14 protein-coding genes are annotated in these 20,650 nt (G+C 66.8%); 7 read left to right on the top strand and 7 right to left on the bottom strand.

Annotation, left to right across the window (positions count from 1 at the left end):
• Positions 1-2 precede the first annotated feature (2 nt).
• The 4 genes from dprA to ACE3TQ_RS14595 all read left to right on the top strand — a co-directional run bounded on the left by dprA (position 3) and on the right by ACE3TQ_RS14595 (position 6,738).
• Positions 3-1,283 carry a DNA-processing protein DprA gene (gene dprA / locus ACE3TQ_RS14610; RefSeq protein ID WP_374583004.1) on the top strand — a complete coding sequence of 427 codons (1,281 nt, stop codon included), beginning with the start codon at positions 3-5 and terminating at the stop codon, positions 1,281-1,283.
• 49 nt (positions 1,284-1,332) lie between these two features.
• The gene (locus tag ACE3TQ_RS14605; protein WP_374583003.1) at positions 1,333-1,797 is read left to right on the top strand and encodes a DUF494 family protein; all 465 of its coding nucleotides are present in this window, start codon (positions 1,333-1,335) and stop codon (positions 1,795-1,797) included.
• Between the two features lie 146 nt (positions 1,798-1,943).
• Positions 1,944-4,619: a DNA topoisomerase III gene (locus ACE3TQ_RS14600; RefSeq protein ID WP_374583002.1), complete on the top strand. Its 2,676-nt coding sequence runs from the start codon at positions 1,944-1,946 to the stop codon at positions 4,617-4,619.
• 43 nt (positions 4,620-4,662) lie between these two features.
• Positions 4,663-6,738, top strand: coding sequence for an alpha/beta hydrolase domain-containing protein (locus tag ACE3TQ_RS14595; protein ID WP_374583001.1), 2,076 nt, complete (start codon positions 4,663-4,665; stop codon positions 6,736-6,738).
• Here ACE3TQ_RS14595 and ACE3TQ_RS14590 read toward each other — a convergent pair.
• The 3 genes from ACE3TQ_RS14590 to ACE3TQ_RS14580 are packed head-to-tail and all read right to left on the bottom strand — an operon-like array spanning position 6,717 to position 11,587.
• Entirely contained in the window at positions 6,717-7,952 is a 1,236-nt protein-coding gene (locus tag ACE3TQ_RS14590; RefSeq protein WP_374583000.1) for a cyanophycinase, read from the bottom strand. The genes ACE3TQ_RS14595 and ACE3TQ_RS14590 overlap by 22 nt on opposite strands.
• Positions 7,952-10,639: a TonB-dependent receptor gene (locus tag ACE3TQ_RS14585; protein ID WP_374582999.1), complete on the bottom strand. Its 2,688-nt coding sequence runs from the start codon at positions 10,637-10,639 to the stop codon at positions 7,952-7,954. Before ACE3TQ_RS14585 ends, ACE3TQ_RS14590 begins: the two co-directional genes overlap by 1 nt.
• Before the next feature lie 12 nt (positions 10,640-10,651).
• A complete protein-coding gene (locus tag ACE3TQ_RS14580; protein WP_374582998.1) occupies positions 10,652-11,587 on the bottom strand; it encodes a MurR/RpiR family transcriptional regulator in 936 nt (311 codons plus the stop codon).
• A 163-nt stretch (positions 11,588-11,750) separates the two neighbouring features.
• Between ACE3TQ_RS14580 and ACE3TQ_RS14575 the strand changes: the two genes are divergently transcribed.
• Genes ACE3TQ_RS14575 through ACE3TQ_RS14565 form a run of 3 tightly spaced genes read left to right on the top strand, consistent with a single transcriptional unit; the run spans position 11,751 to position 15,356 of the window.
• Positions 11,751-12,842: a succinylglutamate desuccinylase/aspartoacylase family protein gene (locus tag ACE3TQ_RS14575; RefSeq protein WP_374582997.1), complete on the top strand. Its 1,092-nt coding sequence runs from the start codon at positions 11,751-11,753 to the stop codon at positions 12,840-12,842.
• Positions 12,839-14,224 (top strand): YfcC family protein, encoded by a 1,386-nt coding sequence (locus ACE3TQ_RS14570; protein ID WP_374582996.1) that lies wholly within the window; start codon positions 12,839-12,841, stop codon positions 14,222-14,224. The genes ACE3TQ_RS14575 and ACE3TQ_RS14570 overlap by 4 nt, the downstream gene beginning before the upstream one ends.
• A 10-nt stretch (positions 14,225-14,234) precedes the next feature.
• Positions 14,235-15,356: a succinylglutamate desuccinylase/aspartoacylase family protein gene (locus ACE3TQ_RS14565; RefSeq protein ID WP_374582995.1), complete on the top strand. Its 1,122-nt coding sequence runs from the start codon at positions 14,235-14,237 to the stop codon at positions 15,354-15,356.
• Here the strand turns inward: ACE3TQ_RS14565 and ACE3TQ_RS14560 are convergent.
• From ACE3TQ_RS14560 to ACE3TQ_RS14545, 4 genes are all read right to left on the bottom strand, one after another.
• Entirely contained in the window at positions 15,353-15,886 is a 534-nt protein-coding gene (locus ACE3TQ_RS14560) for a hypothetical protein (RefSeq protein WP_374582994.1), read from the bottom strand. The two genes, ACE3TQ_RS14565 and ACE3TQ_RS14560, sit on opposite strands and share 4 nt — an antisense overlap.
• Positions 15,883-16,566, bottom strand: a complete 684-nt coding sequence (locus ACE3TQ_RS14555; RefSeq protein ID WP_374582992.1) for a hypothetical protein — start codon at positions 16,564-16,566, stop codon at positions 15,883-15,885. Before ACE3TQ_RS14555 ends, ACE3TQ_RS14560 begins: the two co-directional genes overlap by 4 nt.
• A gap of 13 nt (positions 16,567-16,579) precedes the next feature.
• Positions 16,580-16,999 (bottom strand): DUF3597 domain-containing protein, encoded by a 420-nt coding sequence (locus ACE3TQ_RS14550; protein ID WP_374582991.1) that lies wholly within the window; start codon positions 16,997-16,999, stop codon positions 16,580-16,582.
• Between the two features lie 71 nt (positions 17,000-17,070).
• Complete coding sequence (locus ACE3TQ_RS14545; RefSeq protein ID WP_374582989.1) at positions 17,071-20,646, bottom strand: ABC transporter permease/M1 family aminopeptidase; 3,576 nt, start codon at positions 20,644-20,646, stop codon at positions 17,071-17,073.
• Positions 20,647-20,650 lie beyond the last annotated feature (4 nt).

Raw genomic sequence — 20,650 nt, 5'->3', positions numbered from 1 at the left:
CCATGGCCGTGCAGGACACGGACGCCCCCACCCGCGCCTGCCAGGATATCGATACCCTGGCAGCATGGCTGCGCCTGGCAAACTCGCCGGGCGTCAGCCGCCACGCAGCGTACGAGCTGCTCCAGTATTACAAGTCTCCCCACGCTGTTTTTAATGCCGCCAACCTGCTGTTGGCCGGTCCGCCTGCGCGCAATGACGCCGAGCCGCCGGCGCGTTCGCATGCCACGCCCGGCACCGAGGTGGCGTTCGGCCCGGCGCCGCCCAAGTCCAGGGCGCGGCCATGGAACTGGCTGCCGCGCTTTGAGGACGGCGGCGGTGGCGAGGCCATTTCACGCCAGGCCGCGCGCCTGCTGGCCGGGCCGATGCCGGAGCGCTTCCTGCGCCTGGCCGAAGCCACGCTGGACTGGGCCAGCCATCCCGGCAACCATTTGGTGCTGCTGGGCGACCCAGCGTATCCGCCTTGCCTGCGCCACATTGCCGACCCGCCCCTGCTGCTGCACGCCAAGGGCGACCCCAGCCTGCTGCAGCGCGAGGCGGTGGCGGTGGTGGGCGCGCGCAAGGCGACCACGCAGGGCAAGGCCAACGCCCGCCATTTCGCCGAAGCGCTGTCGCAGGCGGGCTTGCTGGTGGTGTCCGGGCTGGCGCTCGGCATCGATGCCGCCGCGCATGAGGGCGGGCTGGCGGGCCGGGGCAGCACGGTGGCCGTGATCGGCACCGGCATCGACCGCATCTACCCGCGCCGCAACGCCGCTTTGGCGCACCGCATTGCGGAAGAAGGCTGCCTGCTCAGCGAGTTCGTGCTGGGCACGCACGCGCGCGCCGAGCATTTCCCGATCCGCAACCGCATCATCGCCGGCATGGCGCGCGCCACGCTGGTGGTGGAAGCGGCCGTCAAGTCGGGCTCGCTGATCACGGCGTATGCGGCGCTGGAGGCGGGACGCGAAGTATTCGTGCTGCCCGGCTCGGTGCATGCGCCGCAATCGGTGGGCTGCCATGACCTGATCCGCAGCGGCGGCCGCCTGGTGGCGTCGCCCGGGCATTTGCTGCAAGACCTCGGCCTGGGGCCGGCCGGCGTGCTGGGCGGGGCGGACGACACCGCGCTGGACGAGCTGGCGCAAGGCTTGCTGAAGGCGCTTGGTTACGATCCGATAGGCGCCGATGAACTTGCATCAAGGTTGCAACTTGACCCAAGTGATATGCAGGCAAGCTTGTTAACTTTAGAACTGGCCGGTGTGGTGGAAAGGTTGCCGGGCGGTGCTTTCCAGCGCCTGAAAGCCCCCTGAACCGCCGCGAAGCTTGTGCCGGGCGCGCAGATGCTGCTAAAGTAGCGCCATGTTTGACATCCTGGTTTACCTGTACGAGACCTATTACCGCCCCGATGCCTGCCCCGAACCTGCAGCATTGGCAAAGAAACTCTCCGCCGTCGGCTTCGACGACGTCGAGATTTCCGAGGCGCTGGTCTGGCTGAACGATCTCGCCGCCATGGCTGGCGTCGAGCAGTCGCTCACGGCCGCCTCGACGGGCACGCGCTTCTACGTGCGCCAGGAACTCGATGTACTCGGCGCGCCTGCCATTGGCTTCATCCAGTTCCTGGAAAGCGCCGGCCTGCTGTCCCCGCTGCAACGTGAAATCGTCATCGAACGCGCCCTGGCGCTGGACGAGGCGCCGGTTTCGCTCGGCAAGCTGAAAATCATTGTGCTGATGCTGCTGTGGAGCCAGGGCAAGGAGCCGGACGCCCTGATGTTCGACGACCTGTTCGGCGCCGAGGAAGACCAGGCGCCACGCCTGTTGCACTAAGCGCACTCTTGCCAGCGTTGCCCTGCGCCGGCCGTTTCCGTAATAATATTCGCAGCAATGATGCCCAGGCGCTATCACTTTGCCTGCGCTTACTTACGAATGTTGTATGATGCGCCCTGCCGCATACACCGACGAGAACTATAAATATGAGTAAAGCCCTCATCATCGCTGAGAAACCTTCTGTCGCGAACGACATCGCGAAAGCCCTTGGCGGCTTCAGCAAGCACGATGAGTATTTCGAATCCGACGACTACGTGCTGTCCTCCGCAGTGGGTCACCTGCTGGAAATCGCCGTGCCGGAAGAGCACGACGTCAAGCGCGGCAAATGGACGTTCACCCATTTGCCGATGATCCCGCCGTACTTCGCGCTGAACCCGATCGCCAAGACTGAATCGCGCCTCAAGGTGCTGAACAAGCTGATCAAGCGCAAGGACGTTACCACCCTGATTAACGCATGCGACGCGGGCCGCGAAGGTGAGCTGATCTTCCGCCTGATCGCGCAGAATGCGAAGGCCAAGCAGCCGGTCAAGCGCCTGTGGCTGCAATCGATGACGCCGACCGCGATCCGCGACGGCTTCACCCACCTGCGCAGCGACGAGGAAATGCTGCCGCTGGCCGATGCGGCGCGCTGCCGTTCGGAAGCGGACTGGCTGATCGGCATCAACGGCACCCGCGCCATGACCGCCTTCAACTCGAAAGAGGGCGGCTTCTACCTGACCACCGTGGGCCGCGTGCAGACGCCGACCCTGTCGATCGTGGTCGAGCGCGAAGAGAAGATTAAGAAATTCGTCTCGCGCGACTATTGGGAAGTGCGCGCCGAGTTCGTGTGCGCCGCCGGCGTGTACGAAGGGCGCTGGCTCGACACCAATTTCAAGAAGGACGAGCACGATCCGGAGAAGCGCGCCGAGCGCCTGTGGAGCAAGGCCGCCGCCGACTCGATCGCGCTGGCCTGCAAGGGCAAGCAGGGCAATGTCACCGAGGAGTCCAAGCCGACCACCTCGATGTCGCCCGGCCTGTTCGACCTGACCTCGCTGCAGCGTGAAGCCAACTCGCGTTTCGGTTTCTCCGCAAAGAATACTCTTGGTCTGGCACAGGCGCTGTACGAAAAGCACAAGGTGCTGACTTACCCGCGTACCGATTCGCGCCACCTGCCGGAAGACTACCTGCCAACCGTCAAGCAGACGCTGGAAGTCATCAAGGAAAACCACAACTACAACCAGTTCGCCAAGCAGATCCTGGACAAGGGCTGGGTCAAGCCGAACAAGCGCATCTTCGACAACACGAAGATCAGCGACCACTTCGCCATCATCCCGACCGGCATCCAGCCGAAGGGCCTGAGCGAGCCTGAGCAGAAGCTGTACGACCTGGTGACGCGCCGCTTCATGGCGGTGTTCTTCCCGGCGGCGGAATTCCTGGTCACCACCCGCTTCACCGAAGTGGCTGGCCACCAGTTCAAGACCGAGGGCAAGGTGATGACCAACCCGGGCTGGCTGGCGATCTACGGCAAGGATGCCGCAGGCGACGACGACAAGGAAGGCGGCGGCAACCTGGTGGCGGTGGCCAAGGGTGAGAAGGTGCTGACCGAGAAGGTGACGCCGAACGGCCTGGCGACCAAACCGCCCGCACGCTACACCGAAGCGACCCTGCTGTCGGCCATGGAAGGCGCCGGCAAGCTGGTCGATTCCGACGAGCTGCGCGATGCCATGGCCGGCAAGGGCTTGGGCACGCCGGCGACGCGCGCGGCCATCATCGAGGGCCTGCTGACCGAGAAATACCTGCTGCGCGAAGGGCGCGAACTGATGCCGACGGCGAAAGCCTTCCAGCTCATGACGCTGCTGCGCGGCCTGGGCGTGAACGAGCTGACCGCGCCGGAACTGACCGGCGAGTGGGAATACAAGCTGTCGCAGATGGAGAAGGGCAAGATCTCGCGCGAGGAGTTCATGCGCGAGATTGCGCAGATGACCCAGATCATCGTCAAGCGCGCCAAGGAATACACCGACGACACCATCCCGGGCGATTACGCGACGCTGTCGGCGCCGTGCCCGAACTGCGGCGGCGTGGTCAAGGAAAACTACCGCCGTTTCGCCTGCACCAAGTGCGAGTTCTCGATGACCAAGGTGCCGGGCGGCCGCCAGTTCGAAATCGAAGAGGTGGAACAGCTGCTGCGCGAGCGCACCATCGGCCCGCTGCAAGGCTTCCGCTCCAAGATGGGCCGTCCGTTCGCAGCCATCCTGCGCATCGTCAAGGACGACGAGATCAAGAACCACAAGCTGGAGTTCGATTTCGGCCAGAACGATGACGAAGGCGAGGAAGGCGAAGGCGTCGACTTCACCGGCCAGACCCCGGTCGGCCCGTGCCCGAAATGCGCCGGCAATGTGTACGAGATGGGCCTGGCCTATTCCTGCGAAAACCAGGTAGCCAAGCCGAAGACTTGCGACTTCCGCTCCAGCCGCATCATCCTGCAGCAGGAGATCCTGCCGGAACAGATGGCCAAGCTGCTCAACGAGGGCAAGACCGACCTGCTGCCGGGCTTTATCTCGCAGCGTACCCGCCGGCCGTTCAAGGCCTTCCTGGTGCGTGGCAAGGACGGCAAGATCAGCTTCGAGTTCGAGGAGCGCAAGGCCAAGCCTGGCGCTGCGGCCAAGAAGACTGCGGCCAAGGCCGATGCCGGCGGCGAAGCAGGCGCGGACGAGGCAGCGGCGCCAGCCAAAGCCAAGCCAGCCGCCAAGGCTGCGGCGAAAAAGGCGCCAGCCAAGAAAGCTGCGGCCAAGAAGCCGGCAGCCAAAAAGGCAGCCGCCAAGAAGACCGCGGCAGCGGAATAAACCAACGGGACCCTTGCGGTCCCGTTTTACTTTCTATGACCAGATGAAGAAATTCCACCGCCAGGCGCCAAGCGCCCCCGCGCGCGCTGCGGCGCTGGCCGTTTCCCTGGCCATGCTGGCGGCGCCCGCCTTGGCCGCCGTCGAGCGCATCGAGATCACCGAGCGCGTGCCGTTCGCGCCGGGCGTGAAGTTCGGCGAAGTGGGCGAGTATGAAAAACTGCGCGGCATCGCGCACTTCGCGCTGAACCCGAAGGCCACGCCCAACCTGTCCATCGTCGACCTGAAACGCGCGCCGCGCGACAAGCGCGGCATGGTGCGCTTCTCCAGCGAGTTCGTGCTGCTGCGCCCCGTGCACGGCAAATCGACCACCCTGGTGTACGACGTGAACAACCGCGGCGGCATCGCCATGCTGGGCCAGATCAACGGCAGGAGCCCGAAGAACAACGACCCCACCACGGCGGAAGACGCGGGCGACAGCTTCCTGATGCGGCATGGCTTCAGCATGCTGTTCTCGGCCTGGACCTGGGACGTGGCGCCGCAAGCGGCCGGTGCGCGGCCGCTGGTGTTCAAGCCGCCGGTGGTGAAGGGCGTGCGCGGCATGGTGGCCAACGAATTCATCGTCAACGCCGCCACCGAGGTGGCAACCTACGCCGGCATGCGCGGCCTGACCTACGAGCCGGCCACGGCGGACGATCCGCACGCGGTGCTGACGGAACGCAGCAGCCAGGGCGGCGAACGCAAGGTGCTGCCGCGCGCCCGCTGGCAGTTTGTGGCGCCGGAGCAGGCGGGCGGCCCGGGCCGCATCAAGCTGGAAGGCGGCTTCCAGCCCGGCGCCATTTACGAAGTGCGCTATGAGGCGAAGGACCCGCGCGTGACCGGCGCCGGCCTGGCCGGCATTCGCGATCTGCTGGCGTACTTCCGCGACAACCCGGTGGAGGACGCCATGCCGCCGAAGAACGTGCTGGTGTTCGGCATCAGCCAGTCGGCGCGCGTGATCGGCCGCATGCTGCACGATGGCTTGAATGTGGACGAGCAGGGCCGGCTGGCCTTCGACGGCGCCTTCCTGCAGGTGCCGGGCGCCGGCGGCTCGGCCGGCTTCAACAGCCGTTTCGTGCAGCCGACGCGCCACCCGTCCATGCTGGAGGAGCACGATTATCCGGCCGACGCCTTCCCCTTCACCAGCTTGCCTTCGCGCGATCCGCTGACGGGCCGCACCGCCTCCACGCTGGACAAGGCGAAGGATAAGCGCGGCCGCCTGCCCAAGATCGTCATCGCCAACACCTCGACCGAATTCTGGAACCGCGGCGCTTCGCTGCTGACCACTGCGCCCGACGCCAGCGGCGATGTGGGGCCGGCCGCCAATGTGCGCGTGTACGGCTTCATGGGCGCGCAGCACTACGTCGGCCGCTCGCGCACGCGCGCACCGTTTACAGCCTGCGTCTCGACCACCAACCACTACCTGCCGATGCGCGCGCTGATGCTGGCGCTGGATGCATGGACCAGCAAGGGCACCTTGCCGCCCGCCAGCGCCTACCCGCGCCTGGAGGACGGCACGCTGGTCACCGTCGAGGCTTACCGCAAGGCTTTCCCCGCCGTGCCGGGCATTGCGCCGCCGGAGCAGAACCTGCGCCAGCCGCGCCTGGACTACGGCGCGCGCTTCCCGCTGCAAGGCATCGCCGACATCGTGCCGCCGCTGCAGAAGGTGGCATACGAGACGCGCGTGCCGGCGCCGGACGCCGACGGCAACGACCGTGGCGGTGTGCGCCTGGTGGAGATGCAGGCGCCGCTCGGCACCCATACCGGCTGGAACCTGCGCGCGCCGGAAACCGGTTTTGCCGGCTTCACCTCGCGCTTCGACGGCAGCTTCGTGCCGTTTGCGCGCAACGAGGCCGAGCGCAAGGCCGCCAACGACCCGCGCCCAAGCCTGGAGGCGCGCTACGCCAGCCGCGAAGCCTTTGTCGCCGCCACCCGCGCCGCCGCCGAGCGCCAGCTGGCGGCGCGCCTGCTGCTGCAGGAGGACTTCGAGCGCATCATCACCGAGCGCGCCGGCCTGTACGACCGCATCATGGCGCGCGACCCGGCCGACCAGGGCTGCAACTACCTGTTCGCCGCGCCCTGAGCAGCCGGTGCGGCATCGAGCCGCACATTGAGCAGGGAATATGCTTCCGCCACATCGGACGCGTAGCCGACGCTGGCCGCATCGCGCGACAGGCGGAAATGGAAGGCCGGCTGCGGCGGCGCGGTGCGCGGGTCGCCGGCTGCGATGCCGAGCGCTTCGCGCTGGTCGCCGTCCATCAGGCGCTCCATCAGCTCGACGATGGCGTTGTTGGCCAGCACGTCGTTGGCATATACCGGTCCGCGCAGGGCGGGGCGCGCCGGGTCGATGCGGCCATTGACCTTGTCCGGGGCCGGCGTGTGGCGGCCGCTGGCCAGGTCGTAGCGGTCGCCTCGGTCCAGGTAGCTGAGGCGCGCGTTGCTGACGTTGAACGGGCCGGGCGCGCTGCTGGCCTGCGTCAGGTCGGCCAGCAGCACGCCCTTGTAGCCCACTACTTCCAGCTCGCGCTGCGCGCGCACCACCACCGCCGTGTTCTCATCGATGCCGAGGCCAAGCCGATAGCCGGCGTGCTGCATGGCCGGCAGCATGCGCGCGAAACGGCCGCGCACCAGGAAATGCTGGTCGATGAAGACCTGGTCGCCGATGAAGCCGAGGCCGGGCGCCAGGTCGCGCCCTGGCGTCACGCCGTGCTGCAGCATGGCGAGCGTCGGGCGCGGGTCATGGAACATGGTGCTGCTCATGATCGCCGCGCCGGCGCTGGTGCCGGCGATGACGCCGCCGCGCTGGTACACGTCCCACACTGCTTGCAGCATGGCGCTGCGGCTGCCGTCGGGACGGACCAGCGCCTGCGTGACCAGGGCCTGGTCGCCGCCGCTGAAGTAGACGCCGCCCGCGCTGCGCACCGACTCCGCCAGTTCGGCGTCGTCGGCGCGAGCGCGGTAGTCGCTGCCGGCCAGGCGTACGGCGACCGGCACCACGAAGGCGTCGGCGCCGTGGCGCTTCAGGTTGGCGGCGATGCTGGCGCCGGAGCGCTCGGGCCGCGCGGCGGCGCTGGGCAGCACCGCAATGCGCGCGCCGGGGCCGCCTGCCAGCGCGACGATGCGCTGCCAGACATCGGCGGTATCGGGACGCAGCGCGCCGCCGATGATCACCAGCGCGCCGGCGGGCACGGCGCCGGCAGCGCCGCCCGTCGCCGCGCGCGCCGCCTGCGCGCTTGCGCGCGGCAGGGCGGCCGCCGCCAGCAGGGCGCCGGCGGCTTTCAGGAACTGGCGGCGCATCAGCGGAAGCTGTAGTTAGCCGACAGGAAGAACGAACGCCCGCGCGAATCGGTGTAGTTCGGATCGTAGCCCGCCAGGAAGCTGTAGATCTGGTTCGAGCGCGGCGGGTTGGTGTCGAGCAGGTTGCGGATGCCGCCGCGGATGCGCAGCGCCTTCGACCAGGCGTAGCTGCCGGTCAGGTCCCACAGCTGGTAGGCCTTGACGCGCCGTTCGCTGCCATCCGGATTCGGGTTTTGGTCGCGGTAGTGCGAGTAGAAGGTCTGCTGCAAGGTCGCCGCCCACGGGCCCAGGTCGTAATCGAAACTGAGCGTATGGCGCCAGCGCTGCACCACCTGGTCGTTGGCGAACACGCCGGCGCCATTGAGTTCGGGCGCATCGGCTTCGCGCGTCTTGTAGTCCAGCACATAGGTGCCGGTCAGTCCGACGGCGACGCGGCCCCAGGCGCTGGCGGCGCTGCGCCAGTTGAGGCCCAGGTCCAGGCCGGAAGTCTCCAGCGAGCCGATATTGCGCAGGCGCGAATCGATCGACAGGATCGGGCCGGGAATGCCGGGCAGGGATGGATCGGCGGGGCCGCGCTCGATATAGGCGGCGTTGCGCACAGGGTCGCTGAAGTAGGAGCCTTCCGGCGCCACGATCACGTCCTGCTTGCGGATCTTCCAGTAGTCCAGGGTGGCGGTCAGGTTGCGCTGCGGTTCAAACACGACGCCGGCCGAGAACTGCTTCGAGGTTTCCGGCTTCAGGCCGGCGCGCCCGCCCAGCAGTTTGTCCGGCTGCAGGCCGCAGTAGTCCGGGTTGCCGGTGTTGTCGAGGGTGGCGGTCTTGATGCAGCCCAGCGGGTCGTTATAGATGCCGTTGGTCTGGCCGGTGCGCGGCGGGTTGTACAGGTCCGACAGCGACGGCGCGCGGAAGCCTTCGCTGTACGAGGTGCGCAGCACCAGTTCCTTGGCCGGCTGCCAGCGCAGGCCGAACTTCGGATTGGTGGTGGCGCCAAAGTCGTCGTAGCGGTCGTGGCGCAGGGCCAGCTGGGTTTCGACGCCGGCCAGGAACGGCAGGTTCAGTTCCACGTAAGCCGCTTTCACGGTGCGCTCGCCGGCAAAGGCGGCCGCTGCGCCGTCGCCGCGGATTTCGCCGGCAGCCAGCAGGGCCGACGGCGTGAAGCGCATCTTCTCCTTGCGGTATTCGCCGCCGACGGCAACCGCCGCAGTGCCGCCCGCCATGGCGAACAGGTCGCGCGTGGCTTTGGCGTCGAACACGTTGGTGGTGCCGCGCGACTGGCGCGCCGCGTCCTTGATCTTGGCGGCCTTCAGCAGGGCCTGGCCTTCGGCGCCGGAGGCGCCGAACGGATTGATCTTGCCGGTGGCGAAGGCGCTGTCGAAGGCGCTGGTGCGCACATAGCCGTCGATGTACTGGTCGTCCACCGTGTTGACGCTGTGGTTCAGCGCCGTGTTGTAGTCCCAGCCGGCCAGCGTGCCTTTGGCGCCGAGCAGCAGGCGCTGCGCGGTGGACTCGACTTCGTTGGTGCGGTTGCCGCCTTCGGCCAGGCGCATCGAGACGCGCAGGTCGGTCTTATTGGTGGTGATCAGGCTGTGCGGGTAGTACTGGCCGGCCAGCGGGTAGTTCAGGTTGGTGATGGTCAGCGGGCTGATACGGTAGGTGCTGCGCGTGACGTTGTGCAGCGCTTCCGCAAAGACGGTGTGGCCGTTGCCGGCATCGAACTCGCCGCGCGCCAGCAGCGACAGGCGTTTCGACTCGGGGAAGATTTCGGTGTCCTGCATGTAGTCGTACAGGCAGGCCTGGCTGCCGACGAAGCTGCCCGGCGCATACACGGTGGCCGGCGGATTACAGCTTGGCGCGGAAGGGTTCAGGCGCGGACCGGTGGGCGAGCCGTTGGCGCGCACGCGGCGCACATTGGCCGGGAAGGTGTTGGAGCTGCCGACATCGAGGTTGATGTCGGGCTGGTAGGCCGAGCCGATCCAGTCGCGCTGGCCCGAGCGCAGCGGCTTGTTGTCCTGGTAGTCCAGCACCGCGAACAGGTTGTAGCCCTGCTCGGCGATCTTGCCGGTGCCGCCCGACAGGGTGGCCATGGTCTTGCCGGCGCCGCCGTGCTGGGTGGCGCTGCCGTACAGGCTGGCGTCCGCGCCGGTATAGTCGGCGCGGGTGATGAAGTTGATCACGCCGCCGATGGCGTCGGTGCCGTAGATGGCGGAGGCGCCGTCCTTCAGCACTTCGACGCGGGCGATGGCGGCGGCCGGGATGGCGTTCAGGTCGACGCCGGCGTTGGCGCCAGGCGAAGCGAAGTTGGCCAGGCGGCGGCCGTTCAGCAGCACCAGGGTGGAGGAGACGCCGATGCCGCGCAGGTTGGCGCCGTTGAAGCCGCGCTGGCCCGAGATGTCGCTGAAGCTGGCGCCGTCGGTCAGGCCGGCCGCGCTGGCCGATACTTTGCCCAGCAGTTCGGCGGCGGTGGTCACGCCCGACTTGTCGATGTCCTCGCGCCGGATCACCTGCACCGGCAGCGCCGTTTCCGCATCCAGCCGCTTGATCGAGCTGCCGGTGATTTCCACCCGTTGCAGCTTGCTTTCCTCGGCCTGCGCCAGCGCCGCGCCGGCCGCGCCCAATGCCATCGCGCCAAACGCAAGGCGCAACAATCCCGCCAGCACCGTTGGCGCCGGAACCTGTCTCTGCTTCATTACTCTCTCCTGTTATCGACTCTTCTTGGGTTTCACTCTCCCGGCCTCTGCGCCGTACAGATAGGCGGAGATGGCTTCGGTGAGGCGGGCCGCCTTCTCGACGTTGTCCTTGTTGGACACCATCAAGGTGGCAACCAGTGCTTCGATCAGCGCCAGGGCGGCGCTGGAGCTGCTTGGCAGGACCGGGTGCGTGGCTTGCGCAAACAGTGCTACATCAGCCAGCTCCGCCAGGGGCGAAGCCGGAGAATCGGTGAGCGAGACGATGCAGGCGGCGCGGCTGCGGGCGAACCCGGCCAGGCGGATCACGTCCAGCGCGTAGCGCGGGAACGAGATCACCACCAGCACGTCTTTGGGCGTGATGTTGGCGAGGTGGCCGGCGGCGACCTCGGTGCCGCCGTGGCCGGCCACTTCCACCACATGCTGGCAGAAGGGCTGCAGGTGCAGCGACAGCAGGCCCGCCAAGTGCGAGGACAGGCCGAAGCCCATCACGTAGACGGTGCGCGCGGCGGTCAGCTTGCCGACCACCTTGTGCAGGCTGGCCGCGTCCAGAGCCTGCGCCGTGGCGCCGATGTTGGCGACGGTGTAGTCCAGGCTTTCCACGGCCGGCGTACTGGCGCCCTGGCCGCGTTCAATATTGCTGCGCAGCTTTTCCACCGGCTGCAGGATGCCCTGCATGGTGGCGGCGATCTCGCTGCGCATCGCCGCGTAGTTGGTGAAACCGATGTCGCGCGCAAAGCGGCTGGCGGTGGCGTTCGAAACGGCGCAGTGTTCCGCCAGCTCTTCGATGCCGAAAGCCGTGACGCGCACCGGGTTGCGCAGCACGAAGTCGGCGATCGTGCGGCTGGAGGCGGAACCCTCGCTCAGCATGCGCTTCAGCTCCTGGCCCAGGGTGGACTGGGCGAAGGCGACTTCCGGCGAGCTGGCTTCGTAGGTGCGGTTCGGTTTCATGTAAGTGAATTTTCAAATATTGGAAAGATGAAAATTTATCCGATATCCGGAATGTACGCACCCTCGCGCAGAAATTCAACAAAATTCTGAAAATTTATTTTCATATGCGCACAACGTGAAAAAATTGATACATAATCGGCCGACCTGAACTTCCGCCGACAATATGCAAACCATCCGACATCCGACCAGTGGCCTGACCAGCTACCATTTCGGCCAGCCCGGCGGCCGCAAGGCCTACATCCAGGCCGCCCTGCACGCCGACGAAGTGCCCGCCATGCTGGTGGCCCAGTCCCTGCGCACGCGCCTGCACCTGCTGGAGCAGCAGGGCAGGGTGAGCGGCGAAGTGGTGCTGGTGCCCGCCGCCAACCCGCTCGGCCTGGCGCAGGTGATCAACGAGCGCCCGTTCGGCCGCTTCGACCTGGCCACCGGCATCAACTACAACCGCGGCTATCCGCAGCTGGGCGCGCCGCTGGCGCAGGCGCTGCACGGGCGCCTGGGGCCGGACGCGCAAGCCAATGTGCGCCTGGTGCGCGAGCAGTTGCGCGCCCAGGTCGCGGCCTGGCAGCCGGCGTCGGACGTGAACGCGCTGAAGAAAACCTTGCTGGCGCTGGCGATTGACGCCGACGTGGTGCTGGACCTGCACTGCGACAACGAGGCGGCGCTGCACATCTACGCCAGCAGCGGCCAGGTGGCCGAGCTGGAGCCGCTGGCGCGCCTGATGCACGCCAGCGCGCTGCTGCACAGCAGCGTGGCCGGCGGCGACCCGTTCGACGAGGCCTGCTTCCGTCCCTGGGCGGAACTGGCGGCGCAGCTGGCGCCGGGCACGCCGCTGCCGCTGGCCTGCCTGGCCGCCACCGTCGAACTGCGCGGCGAGACGCAGGTCGATTACGCCACGGCGGCACTGGACGCCGACGCCATCCTGCGCTTCCTGTCGCTGCAAGGCATCGTGCAGATGGATGCCTTCGAGCTGCCGCCGGCCAGCTGCCGCGCCACGCCGCTGGAAGGCACGCAGCGCCTGGACGCGCCGCACGCGGGCATGCTGGTCTACCTGCGCGCCCTGGGCGACACGGTGGCTGCGGGCGACGCCATCGTCGACCTGATCGACCCGGCCAGCGGCCATACCACCACCCTGCGTGCCGGGGTGGATGGCGTATTTTTCGCACGTTTGTCGCACCGCTACGTGATCCGCGGCATGAATGTCGGTAAGATCGCCGGTGTCCACCCAATCCGAGAAGGCAACCTGCTCAGCCTATGAAGAAGCTCAAACTCCCCAATACTTTCATCCTGCTGCTCATGATCCTGGCGCTGATCGCGCTGGCCACCTGGCTGGTGCCGGGCGGGAAGTACGACACCCACCTGGTCAACGGCAAGCAGCTGATCAACCCGGACAGCTTCCACTACATCGAAAGCAAGCCGCAGGGGCTGGCCGCCTTCCTGATGGCGCCGGTCAAGGGCTTCGCCGAGGCGGGCCTGATCATCGGCTTCGTGCTGCTAACCGGCGGCGCCTTCAACGTGCTGCACAAGACCGAGGCGGTGGACGCCATGATCAAGTCGATCGCGCGCGCCCATTCGCGTTCGCGCCTGGTGCGGGTGGGCGTGATCCCGCTGTTCGTGACCCTGTTCTCGATCGGGGGCGCCACCTTCGGCATGAACGAGGAGGCCATTCCTTTCATCCTGATCTTCGTGCCGCTGGCGCTGGCGCTGGGCTACGATTCCATCGTCGGCGTCTCGATCCCGTTTGTCGGCTCGCAGGTCGGCTTCGCGGCCGCCTTCCTCAACCCGTTCAACGTCGGCATCGCGCAGGGCATCGCGGGCGTGCCGCTGTTCTCCGGCATGGGCTACCGCGTCATCGTCTGGTTTATCGCCACGGCCGCCACCATCGCCTTCCTCATGTGGTACGCGGCGCGCATCAAGCGCCACCCGGAGAAGAGCCCGACCTACCTGCTGGACCAGGAAAAGCGCGCCGAGGGAACGGTTGATTTCGGCAGCTTCGAGGGCATGACCAGCCGCCACCGGATGGTGCTGTGGGTGTTCGCCGCCACGTTGGGCGGCATGGTGTTCGGCGTGGTGAAGTTCGGCTGGTTCATCGAGGAGATCGGCGCGCTGTTCCTGGCCATGACGGTGGTGGTGGCGCTGATCGGGCGCCTGAGCGCGGACGACGCGGTGGCGGCCTTCGTGCAGGGCTCGAAGGACCTGGTCGGCACGGCGCTGGTGATCGCGCTGGCGCGCGCCACCATGGTGCTGGCGCGCGACGCCCATATCATCGACACCATGCTGCACGGCCTGATGCCGCTGGTGGCCTCGTCCTCGCCGGTGTTCGCGGCGCAGAAGATGTTCCTGATCCAGACCGTGATCAACTTCTTCATCCACTCCGGCAGCGGCCAGGCCGCGCTCACCATGCCGATCATGGCGCCCCTGGCGGACCTGGTGGGCGTGACGCGCCAGACCGCGATCCTGGCCTTCCAGTTCGGCGAATTCACCACCCCCATGATCCCGACCTCCGGCATCACGGTCGGGGTGCTGGCGCTGGCGCGCATCCCGTGGCTGACCTGGGCCAAGTGGATGATCCCGCTGCAGCTGATCTACCTGGTGCTGGCGCTGGTATTGCTGGTGCCGCCCTGCCTCATGAACTGGTAGGATGGCAGGTATGGAAACCATCAAACACCCGATCTCCGCGCCGCACGGCACGGCGCACTACGAACTGACCAGCTACCACTTCGGCCGGCCGGGCGGGCCGAAAGCCTATATCCAGGCCGCGCTGCATGCGGACGAGGTGCCGGCCATGCTGGTGGCGCACGAATTGCGTCAGCGCCTGGCCGCGCTGGACGCGGCGGGAAAGGTGACGGGCGAAGTGATCCTGGTGCCGGCCGCCAACCCGATCGGCCTGGGGCAGGTGATCAACGAGCGCCCGTTCGGCCGTTTTGACCTGAGCAACGGCATCAATTTCAACCGCGGCTACCCGCATTACTTCGAGCAGCTGAAAGAGCGCCTGGCGGCGCCCGGGCAGCTGGGGCCCGATGCCGAGGCCAATGTGCGCACCATCCGCCGCCACCTGCGCGAGCTGGTGGCGCAATGGCAGCCGCACTCGGACGCCACCACGCTGAAGAAAGCCCTGCTGCAGATGGCGCTCGATGCCGACGTGGTGCTGGACATGCATTGCGAGAACGAGGGCGAGCTGCACCTGTATGTCGGCACCTCGCTGTGCGAAGCCGCGCAGCCGCTGGCCAACCTGATGGGCGCCTGCGCCGTGCTGCACACCACCGGCGCCGGCGGCGAGCCGTTCGATGAAGCCTGCAGCCGCCTGTGGTGGGACCTGGCCGCGCATTTCGGCCCGCAGTTCCCGATTCCGTCGGCCTGCATGGCCGCCACGGTCGAACTGCGCGGCGAAACGTCGGTCAGCTACGAGCTGGCGGCGCGCGATGCGGACGCCATCATCGGCTACCTGGGCCTGCGCGGCATGCTCGATGCGGGCCCGGTGGCGGTGCCGGCGCAGGGCTGCATGCCGACGCCGCTGGAAGGCACGCAGCGGCTCGATGCGCCGCACGCCGGCATGCTGGTGTACCGGCGCGAGGTGGGCGAAACGGTGCGCGCCGGCGACGTGATCGCCGACCTGGTGGACCCGGTGACGGGCGAGACGACGCCGCTGGTGTCGCAGGTGGACGGCGTGCTGTTCACGCGCCTGTCGCACCGCTACATCATCCGCGGCATGAACGTGGCCAAGATCGCCGGCGCCACGCCGTTCCGCAGCGGCAGCCTGCTCAGCCTTTAAGGCGTTTCCACCGTCACATTCTCGCGCGCGGCGATGGTGGAGGCGATCACGCGCCACAGGCCGGGCGCGCTGCGGCGCCAGACCGTGATGTCGGCCGCCTTGTGCGGCTTGCCGGTGGCGCGCGCGAGGAAGTCGCCGCACGAGATTTCGTACTGGATGCGGCCGTCCTCCAGCACCGTGCGGCTGCTGGCGACCGGGCCCGCCGCCTCGCGCCACCAGTCTTCCTGGTAGCTGCCGTCCACCCCGTCCTCATGCAGCGCATCGGCGCTGTCGAAGCGCATGGTGCCGGCATCCAGTTCCGGGCTGACGAAGGGGTAGGCGATTTCCGGCCGCCATTCGCAGCGCGCGCCGTCCACCACGGTGGTGCCGGCAAAGCCGGTCATGTCCTTGCGGTCGGCCGGGATGCGCAGGTCGATGTGGAAGTCGGCGGCCTGGAACCACCATACCGGCGTCACCAGGTCGCTGCTGCCGTTGCTGCGCCAGATGCCCTTGCGCCGCCACAGCCCTTCATATGCCTGCGGGACGCTCATTTCAGGTCGCCGGTCTCAAAATAGATGGTGCCGCCGATGGCCGCCATATTGGCCTTGAGCGCCATGGCCAGCGCGTCGTTGCCGGTCTGCTGCATGCCCCATTTGCGCACCTGGACCGGGCCAGTCGGCGCGTCCGGCGCGGCGTTGTAGGCCACGATATGGTCGAAGTCGGGGCGGGTGTTGATTTCCTTGACCAGGAAGCGCTGCTTGCCGCTGCCCAGCTGGAAGTAGCGCGCCAGCTTGGCGTGCTGTGCGCGGCTTTCCAGCTGGCGGAACATGATCACCTTGTCGATGACCACCTTGGCGCCCTTGTACTGGGTGCTGCCGCCGCGCTCGAAGTGGCCTTGCACCAGGTCGGCGCGGAAGTCCTTGCGCGGCTTTTCCGCCTCGGGCGCGATGCTGCTCAACTCGAACTTTTCCGGGTTGATGGTCCACAGCTCGGTCTTGCCGTCCAGCCGCTTGCGCAGCGCCGCATCGGTCGCCTTGTCGGCGATATGGATCTGCAGGATGACCTGGTAATCGTGCGGGGCATGGAACATCGGCAGGTGCGAGGCGTACAAGCCGTCCTGGCCGCCGAACAGGGCCATGCCGTGGGTGCCGTAGGTTTTATCGGCCGCATGCAGCGGAAGGGTGCAGAGCGCAAGCAAGGCGCCCGCAACAGCGCGTCGTAATGGGTTCATCCCCCCATTTTACTCATGAGCGCAGCTCGGCGGGGATCTTGCCGCCATTTTCCTCCAGCTTGCGCATCACTTGCTTATGCAACCAGATATTCATGGCGGCCGAGTCGCCGCTGTCGCCCGTATAGTGCAGCTCCTGCGCCAGCTCCTTGCGGGCTGCCAGGCTCGAATCGAGGTCGAGCAGTTTCAGCAGGTCGACGATGGAGCTGCGCCAGTTGAGCGGTTGCCCGGCCTGGGCGGCCTTGGCGTTCAGGATGGCTTCGACATCGACCGGGGCGGCGGCGGCCTGCGCCGGGGCGGCGGTCGGGATGGGCGCGGGCGTGGCGGCCGGTGCGCCGGGCTGCGGCGTTACTGGCGCACCAGAGGCCGGCGGTGGGGCGGCCTCTTGGTGCGACGACGGGAAAATCTTGTGGAAAATCTTGCTCAGGATGCCCATGGTGTCCTCGCTTTCAAGTTGCGTGAAAGCTTAGCAAGCATGGCGGGCGCACAAAGTGCGTTGCCTAACCCTTAACGCGAGCTGATCTCCACCGTTCCCAGGTTGTCGTCCGGCTTGCGGTCGATCAGTTTATTGTCCGGGTCAATGCCGGCCTTGGCCGGGCGGCCCGTCACCACCAGCCTGAAGGTCGATTCGCGGCGGTCGATCAGCTTGCGCTCGCGCAGCAGGGCATTGCCGTCCTTGTCGTCGACGCCGATCTCGATCAGGTCGTGCAACGGCACTTCCTTTTCGGCGCCCAGTTCATCGGCGCGCAGCTTGGCCGCGTGCACGGTGAGGGTCAGGTCGTACTTGCCGTCGGCGCGTTTTTCGGCCACGGCGGCGACCACGCGGTTGTCGTACAGGACGATGGCGTTGAACAGGTCGTCCACCAGGTAAGCCTGCTCCGGCGGCACGATGCGGCGCAGGCCGTCCACCAGCACCGTCACGCTCGGGTATGGCGGCGCGTGGTTGGCGTGCTGGCGCAGCAGTTCGGCCAGCAGCGCGTTGATCTTGGCCTCGCCGACGATGTCGGCCAGCAGGTACATGGCCAGGCTGCCCTTGTGGTAGTGGATGTAGCTCTGGTTTTCATTGTCGGCCAGCGGCAATTCCTTCTTGTTCTCCGTGGCGCGGCCGAACAGGTATTTGTTCAGGTCATAGCGCAGGAAGCGGCGCATGCGCTGCGGGCCGAAACTCTTCTTCATCACCATCAGCGCCGAGTACTCGGCCAGGGTTTCGCTCAGCACCGTGGCGCCGCGCGTGTTGCCGCCCACCAGCTGGTGCGCCCACCACTGGTGCGCGACTTCGTGCGCCGTAACGTAGGTCGGGTAGTCGATGTCTTTCGGGTTTTTGTCGTCCACCTTGGCGATAAAGCCCACCGCTTCCGAGAACGGGATGGTGTTCGGGAACGACTGCGCAAAGCGCTCGTAGCGCGGGAACTCCACGATGCGCACGATCTTGTGCTGGTAGGGGCCGAAATTGCGCGTGTAGTAGTCGAGCGAATCCTTGACGCCTTTCACCATGCGGTCCAGGTTGTACTCGTGGCCGGGATGGTAGTAAATCTCGATGCCCACGTCCTGCCACCAGTCATGCTTGACGGCGTAGCGCGCCGACTGGAAGGCGTAGAAGTTCAGGATCGGCTGCTCCATCTTGTAATGGAAGTAGCGCCGGCCGTGCTTGCGCCATTCCTTCACCAGGGTGCCTGGCGCCACGGCGGTCTGGTCACCGGACGTGCCGAGGGTGGCTTCGAACGTCACCCAGTCCGCATCGGCGCCGATATAGTTGCGCGACAGGCCCTTGGGGTCGTCGCGCGGCAGCGCGCGCTCCTGCTGCGGCAGGCCGTGCTTCTTGCGGTCGCGCGGGTCGGTCAGCTCGGCGTGGCGCTGGTAGCCGATATGCGGCAGCACCGTGTTGTTGAAGAAGGTGCCGTTGTTCAGCACCGGGGTGGTCTTGCCCAGGTTGAAGAAGCCCTTCGGCTCGTAGCCCAGCACAAAGTCGAGCGTGATCTTTTCGCCCGGCTGCAGCGGGCGCTCCAGGCGGTAGCTGTAGAAGCCCAGTTCCTTATCGTTCAGCACGCGGTGCACGGCGCTGCCGAACTTGAGCGAGTGGATGTCGGCGCCGGCATCCTGCTGGATGTAGATGGTGCTGATGGCTTGCTGCGTCTTGTTCTCCAGCTGGTACCAGCCTTTCACCTTCAGCGTGCGCTGTTCCGGATACATGTCCAGGCCCAGCTTGACGTCGGTGATGCGCGGCTGCGCCACGTCCAGCACCTGCTTGTACTTGCGCTCATAGTCGGCGCGCAGGGCGTCGCGGCCGAAGTTGGTCTTGTAGTCGCCGGCGCACAGGTTGTAGGCCAGCACGCCGCCGGCGCCGAGGAAGACCGCCAGGCCCAGGCCGAAGCTGGCCAGCACCGGCAAGGTCAGCGCATGGCGCGCCAGGCTGGCGCGCTGGCGCCATTCCTCGTTGGTGCCGCGCGGCCAGAACACCACGGCCAGCACCAGCAGCATGACGGCGGCGCCGGCCCAGTACAGGGTGTACCAGCGCTCGCGCGCCATGAAGTGGCCGAAGCCGTTCATGTCGGAATAGGGCAGGTCGGGCGTCACGCCGTACATCAGCATCGGATGGTCGAGGCCCAAGGTGGCGGCGGTCAGCGTCGCCACGTAATAGATGATCATCACGAAGTAGGCCACGTACTTGTGGTTGACCAGCACCTGCACCGCGATCGCCAGCACGGCGATCAGGGCGCAGGCCGGCAGCTGCACCGTGAACAGCCACTCGAAGTACAAGCCGGGCTGCAGGTTGAAGTAGCCCTTGAACAGCTGGATCGACATGCCGACCAGCATGACGATAAACAGCAGGAAGGCTTGCACGCCGATCAGGCCGAACAGCTTGGACAGGATCGGCAGCCAGGTCGGCACCGGCAATGCGTCCAGCATCTGCGCCATGCGGTGCTCGCGTTCGCGCCACACCATTTCGCCGGCGTAGAAGGTGGTCACCACCAGCATGAACAGCGAGAAGGTGTTGGTCACCAGTTCCAGCACCTGGTAGGTGACCGGATAGGTGCCGGTGCCGAACATGGAGCCCATGTCGAGCGAGCCGGCGTACATGGTCAGCACGCCGGCCAGTACGATGACGAAGAAGTAGATGTTCTTGACCGTCTCGCGCAGGTTCAGGTAGCTGAAACGCAGCAGCAGCAAGCCCAGGCTGCGCGCCTTGAAGTCCGGCTTTTCGTTGGTGGCGACGGCGGCCTGGGTCAGGGTAGCCGGCATGTCGCTGTCGCCGCGCGCGGCGGCGCCGCTGTCGACCGTGCTGACGAAGTGGAAGCGCCAGTAGCCCAGCAGCAGCGCCACCAGGGCAAACGAGGACCAGATCGCGCGGTTCAGCAGGAACACGCCTTCGGGCAGCACCAGGCGCACATTGCGTTCGGCGATCGGCCAGTATTCGGTGAGGCGGATCACGGCGGTGGTGCCGAACGGGTCGATCAGCGCCGCCAGGGTCTTGTAGTCGAGGTCGCGCGCCAGGCCCGGCGCCACGATGTAGCCGACCAGCATGACCACGCTCGATACATACACCGGCAGCATGCGCCGCGTGAGCGCGGCCAGCACAAAGAAGATGGCGCCGAAGATGAACAGGTTGGGCAGCAGCGACAGCGCGTACGGCAGCAGGTAATGCACCAGGTTGAACGGTCCCAGGCGCTCCGGGTCGATGCCGGGCACCTGGGTGCCGAGCCAGACCCCGAGCGGGATCGAGGCAAACACCACGCACAGCACCAGCCAGGCGCCGAGGAAGCGGCCGAACATATACTGCGCTTTGCGGATCGGCGCGGAGAAGAAGAAGTGGTGGGTCTCGTACTCGAAGTCCTGCTGCACCGCGCGCCCCATGACGGCGGCGACGATGATCACGCCCATGCAGCCGAGGAAGGAGGAGGTCAGCATGATCGAGCGCGGCGCATTGATGAAGACGCGCCCGCCGAAAGTGATCATGGCTTCCTTGAACACGCCGCCGGCGGCGGCCATCCACAGCACGGCCAGCAGCAGGAACATGCCGAAGTAGACCCAGGTCGACACCAGCTTCAGGCGCTGCTTCGCTTCAAAGAGGGCGATGGCGAACATGGCG

Origin of the sequence: Pseudoduganella sp. (assembly GCF_041914865.1) — a bacterium.
In the GTDB taxonomy this organism is placed as follows: domain Bacteria; phylum Pseudomonadota; class Gammaproteobacteria; order Burkholderiales; family Burkholderiaceae_D; genus Rugamonas.
This window is presented reverse-complemented; position numbering and strand designations above follow the sequence as displayed.

What these genes read in the sequence shown, in the direction of transcription:
- dprA (WP_374583004.1), top strand. Translation starts at nt 3, where the DNA reads ATGGCCGTGCAGGACACGGACGCCCCCACCCGCGCCTGCCAGGATATC.
- ACE3TQ_RS14605 (WP_374583003.1), top strand. Translation starts at nt 1,333, where the DNA reads ATGTTTGACATCCTGGTTTACCTGTACGAGACCTATTACCGCCCCGAT.
- ACE3TQ_RS14600 (WP_374583002.1), top strand. Translation starts at nt 1,944, where the DNA reads ATGAGTAAAGCCCTCATCATCGCTGAGAAACCTTCTGTCGCGAACGAC.
- ACE3TQ_RS14595 (WP_374583001.1), top strand. Translation starts at nt 4,663, where the DNA reads ATGAAGAAATTCCACCGCCAGGCGCCAAGCGCCCCCGCGCGCGCTGCG.
- ACE3TQ_RS14590 (WP_374583000.1), bottom strand. Translation starts at nt 7,952, where the DNA reads ATGCGCCGCCAGTTCCTGAAAGCCGCCGGCGCCCTGCTGGCGGCGGCC.
- ACE3TQ_RS14585 (WP_374582999.1), bottom strand. Translation starts at nt 10,639, where the DNA reads ATGAAGCAGAGACAGGTTCCGGCGCCAACGGTGCTGGCGGGATTGTTG.
- ACE3TQ_RS14580 (WP_374582998.1), bottom strand. Translation starts at nt 11,587, where the DNA reads ATGAAACCGAACCGCACCTACGAAGCCAGCTCGCCGGAAGTCGCCTTC.
- ACE3TQ_RS14575 (WP_374582997.1), top strand. Translation starts at nt 11,751, where the DNA reads ATGCAAACCATCCGACATCCGACCAGTGGCCTGACCAGCTACCATTTC.
- ACE3TQ_RS14570 (WP_374582996.1), top strand. Translation starts at nt 12,839, where the DNA reads ATGAAGAAGCTCAAACTCCCCAATACTTTCATCCTGCTGCTCATGATC.
- ACE3TQ_RS14565 (WP_374582995.1), top strand. Translation starts at nt 14,235, where the DNA reads ATGGAAACCATCAAACACCCGATCTCCGCGCCGCACGGCACGGCGCAC.
- ACE3TQ_RS14560 (WP_374582994.1), bottom strand. Translation starts at nt 15,886, where the DNA reads ATGAGCGTCCCGCAGGCATATGAAGGGCTGTGGCGGCGCAAGGGCATC.
- ACE3TQ_RS14555 (WP_374582992.1), bottom strand. Translation starts at nt 16,566, where the DNA reads ATGAACCCATTACGACGCGCTGTTGCGGGCGCCTTGCTTGCGCTCTGC.
- ACE3TQ_RS14550 (WP_374582991.1), bottom strand. Translation starts at nt 16,999, where the DNA reads ATGGGCATCCTGAGCAAGATTTTCCACAAGATTTTCCCGTCGTCGCAC.
- ACE3TQ_RS14545 (WP_374582989.1), bottom strand. Translation starts at nt 20,646, where the DNA reads ATGTTCGCCATCGCCCTCTTTGAAGCGAAGCAGCGCCTGAAGCTGGTG.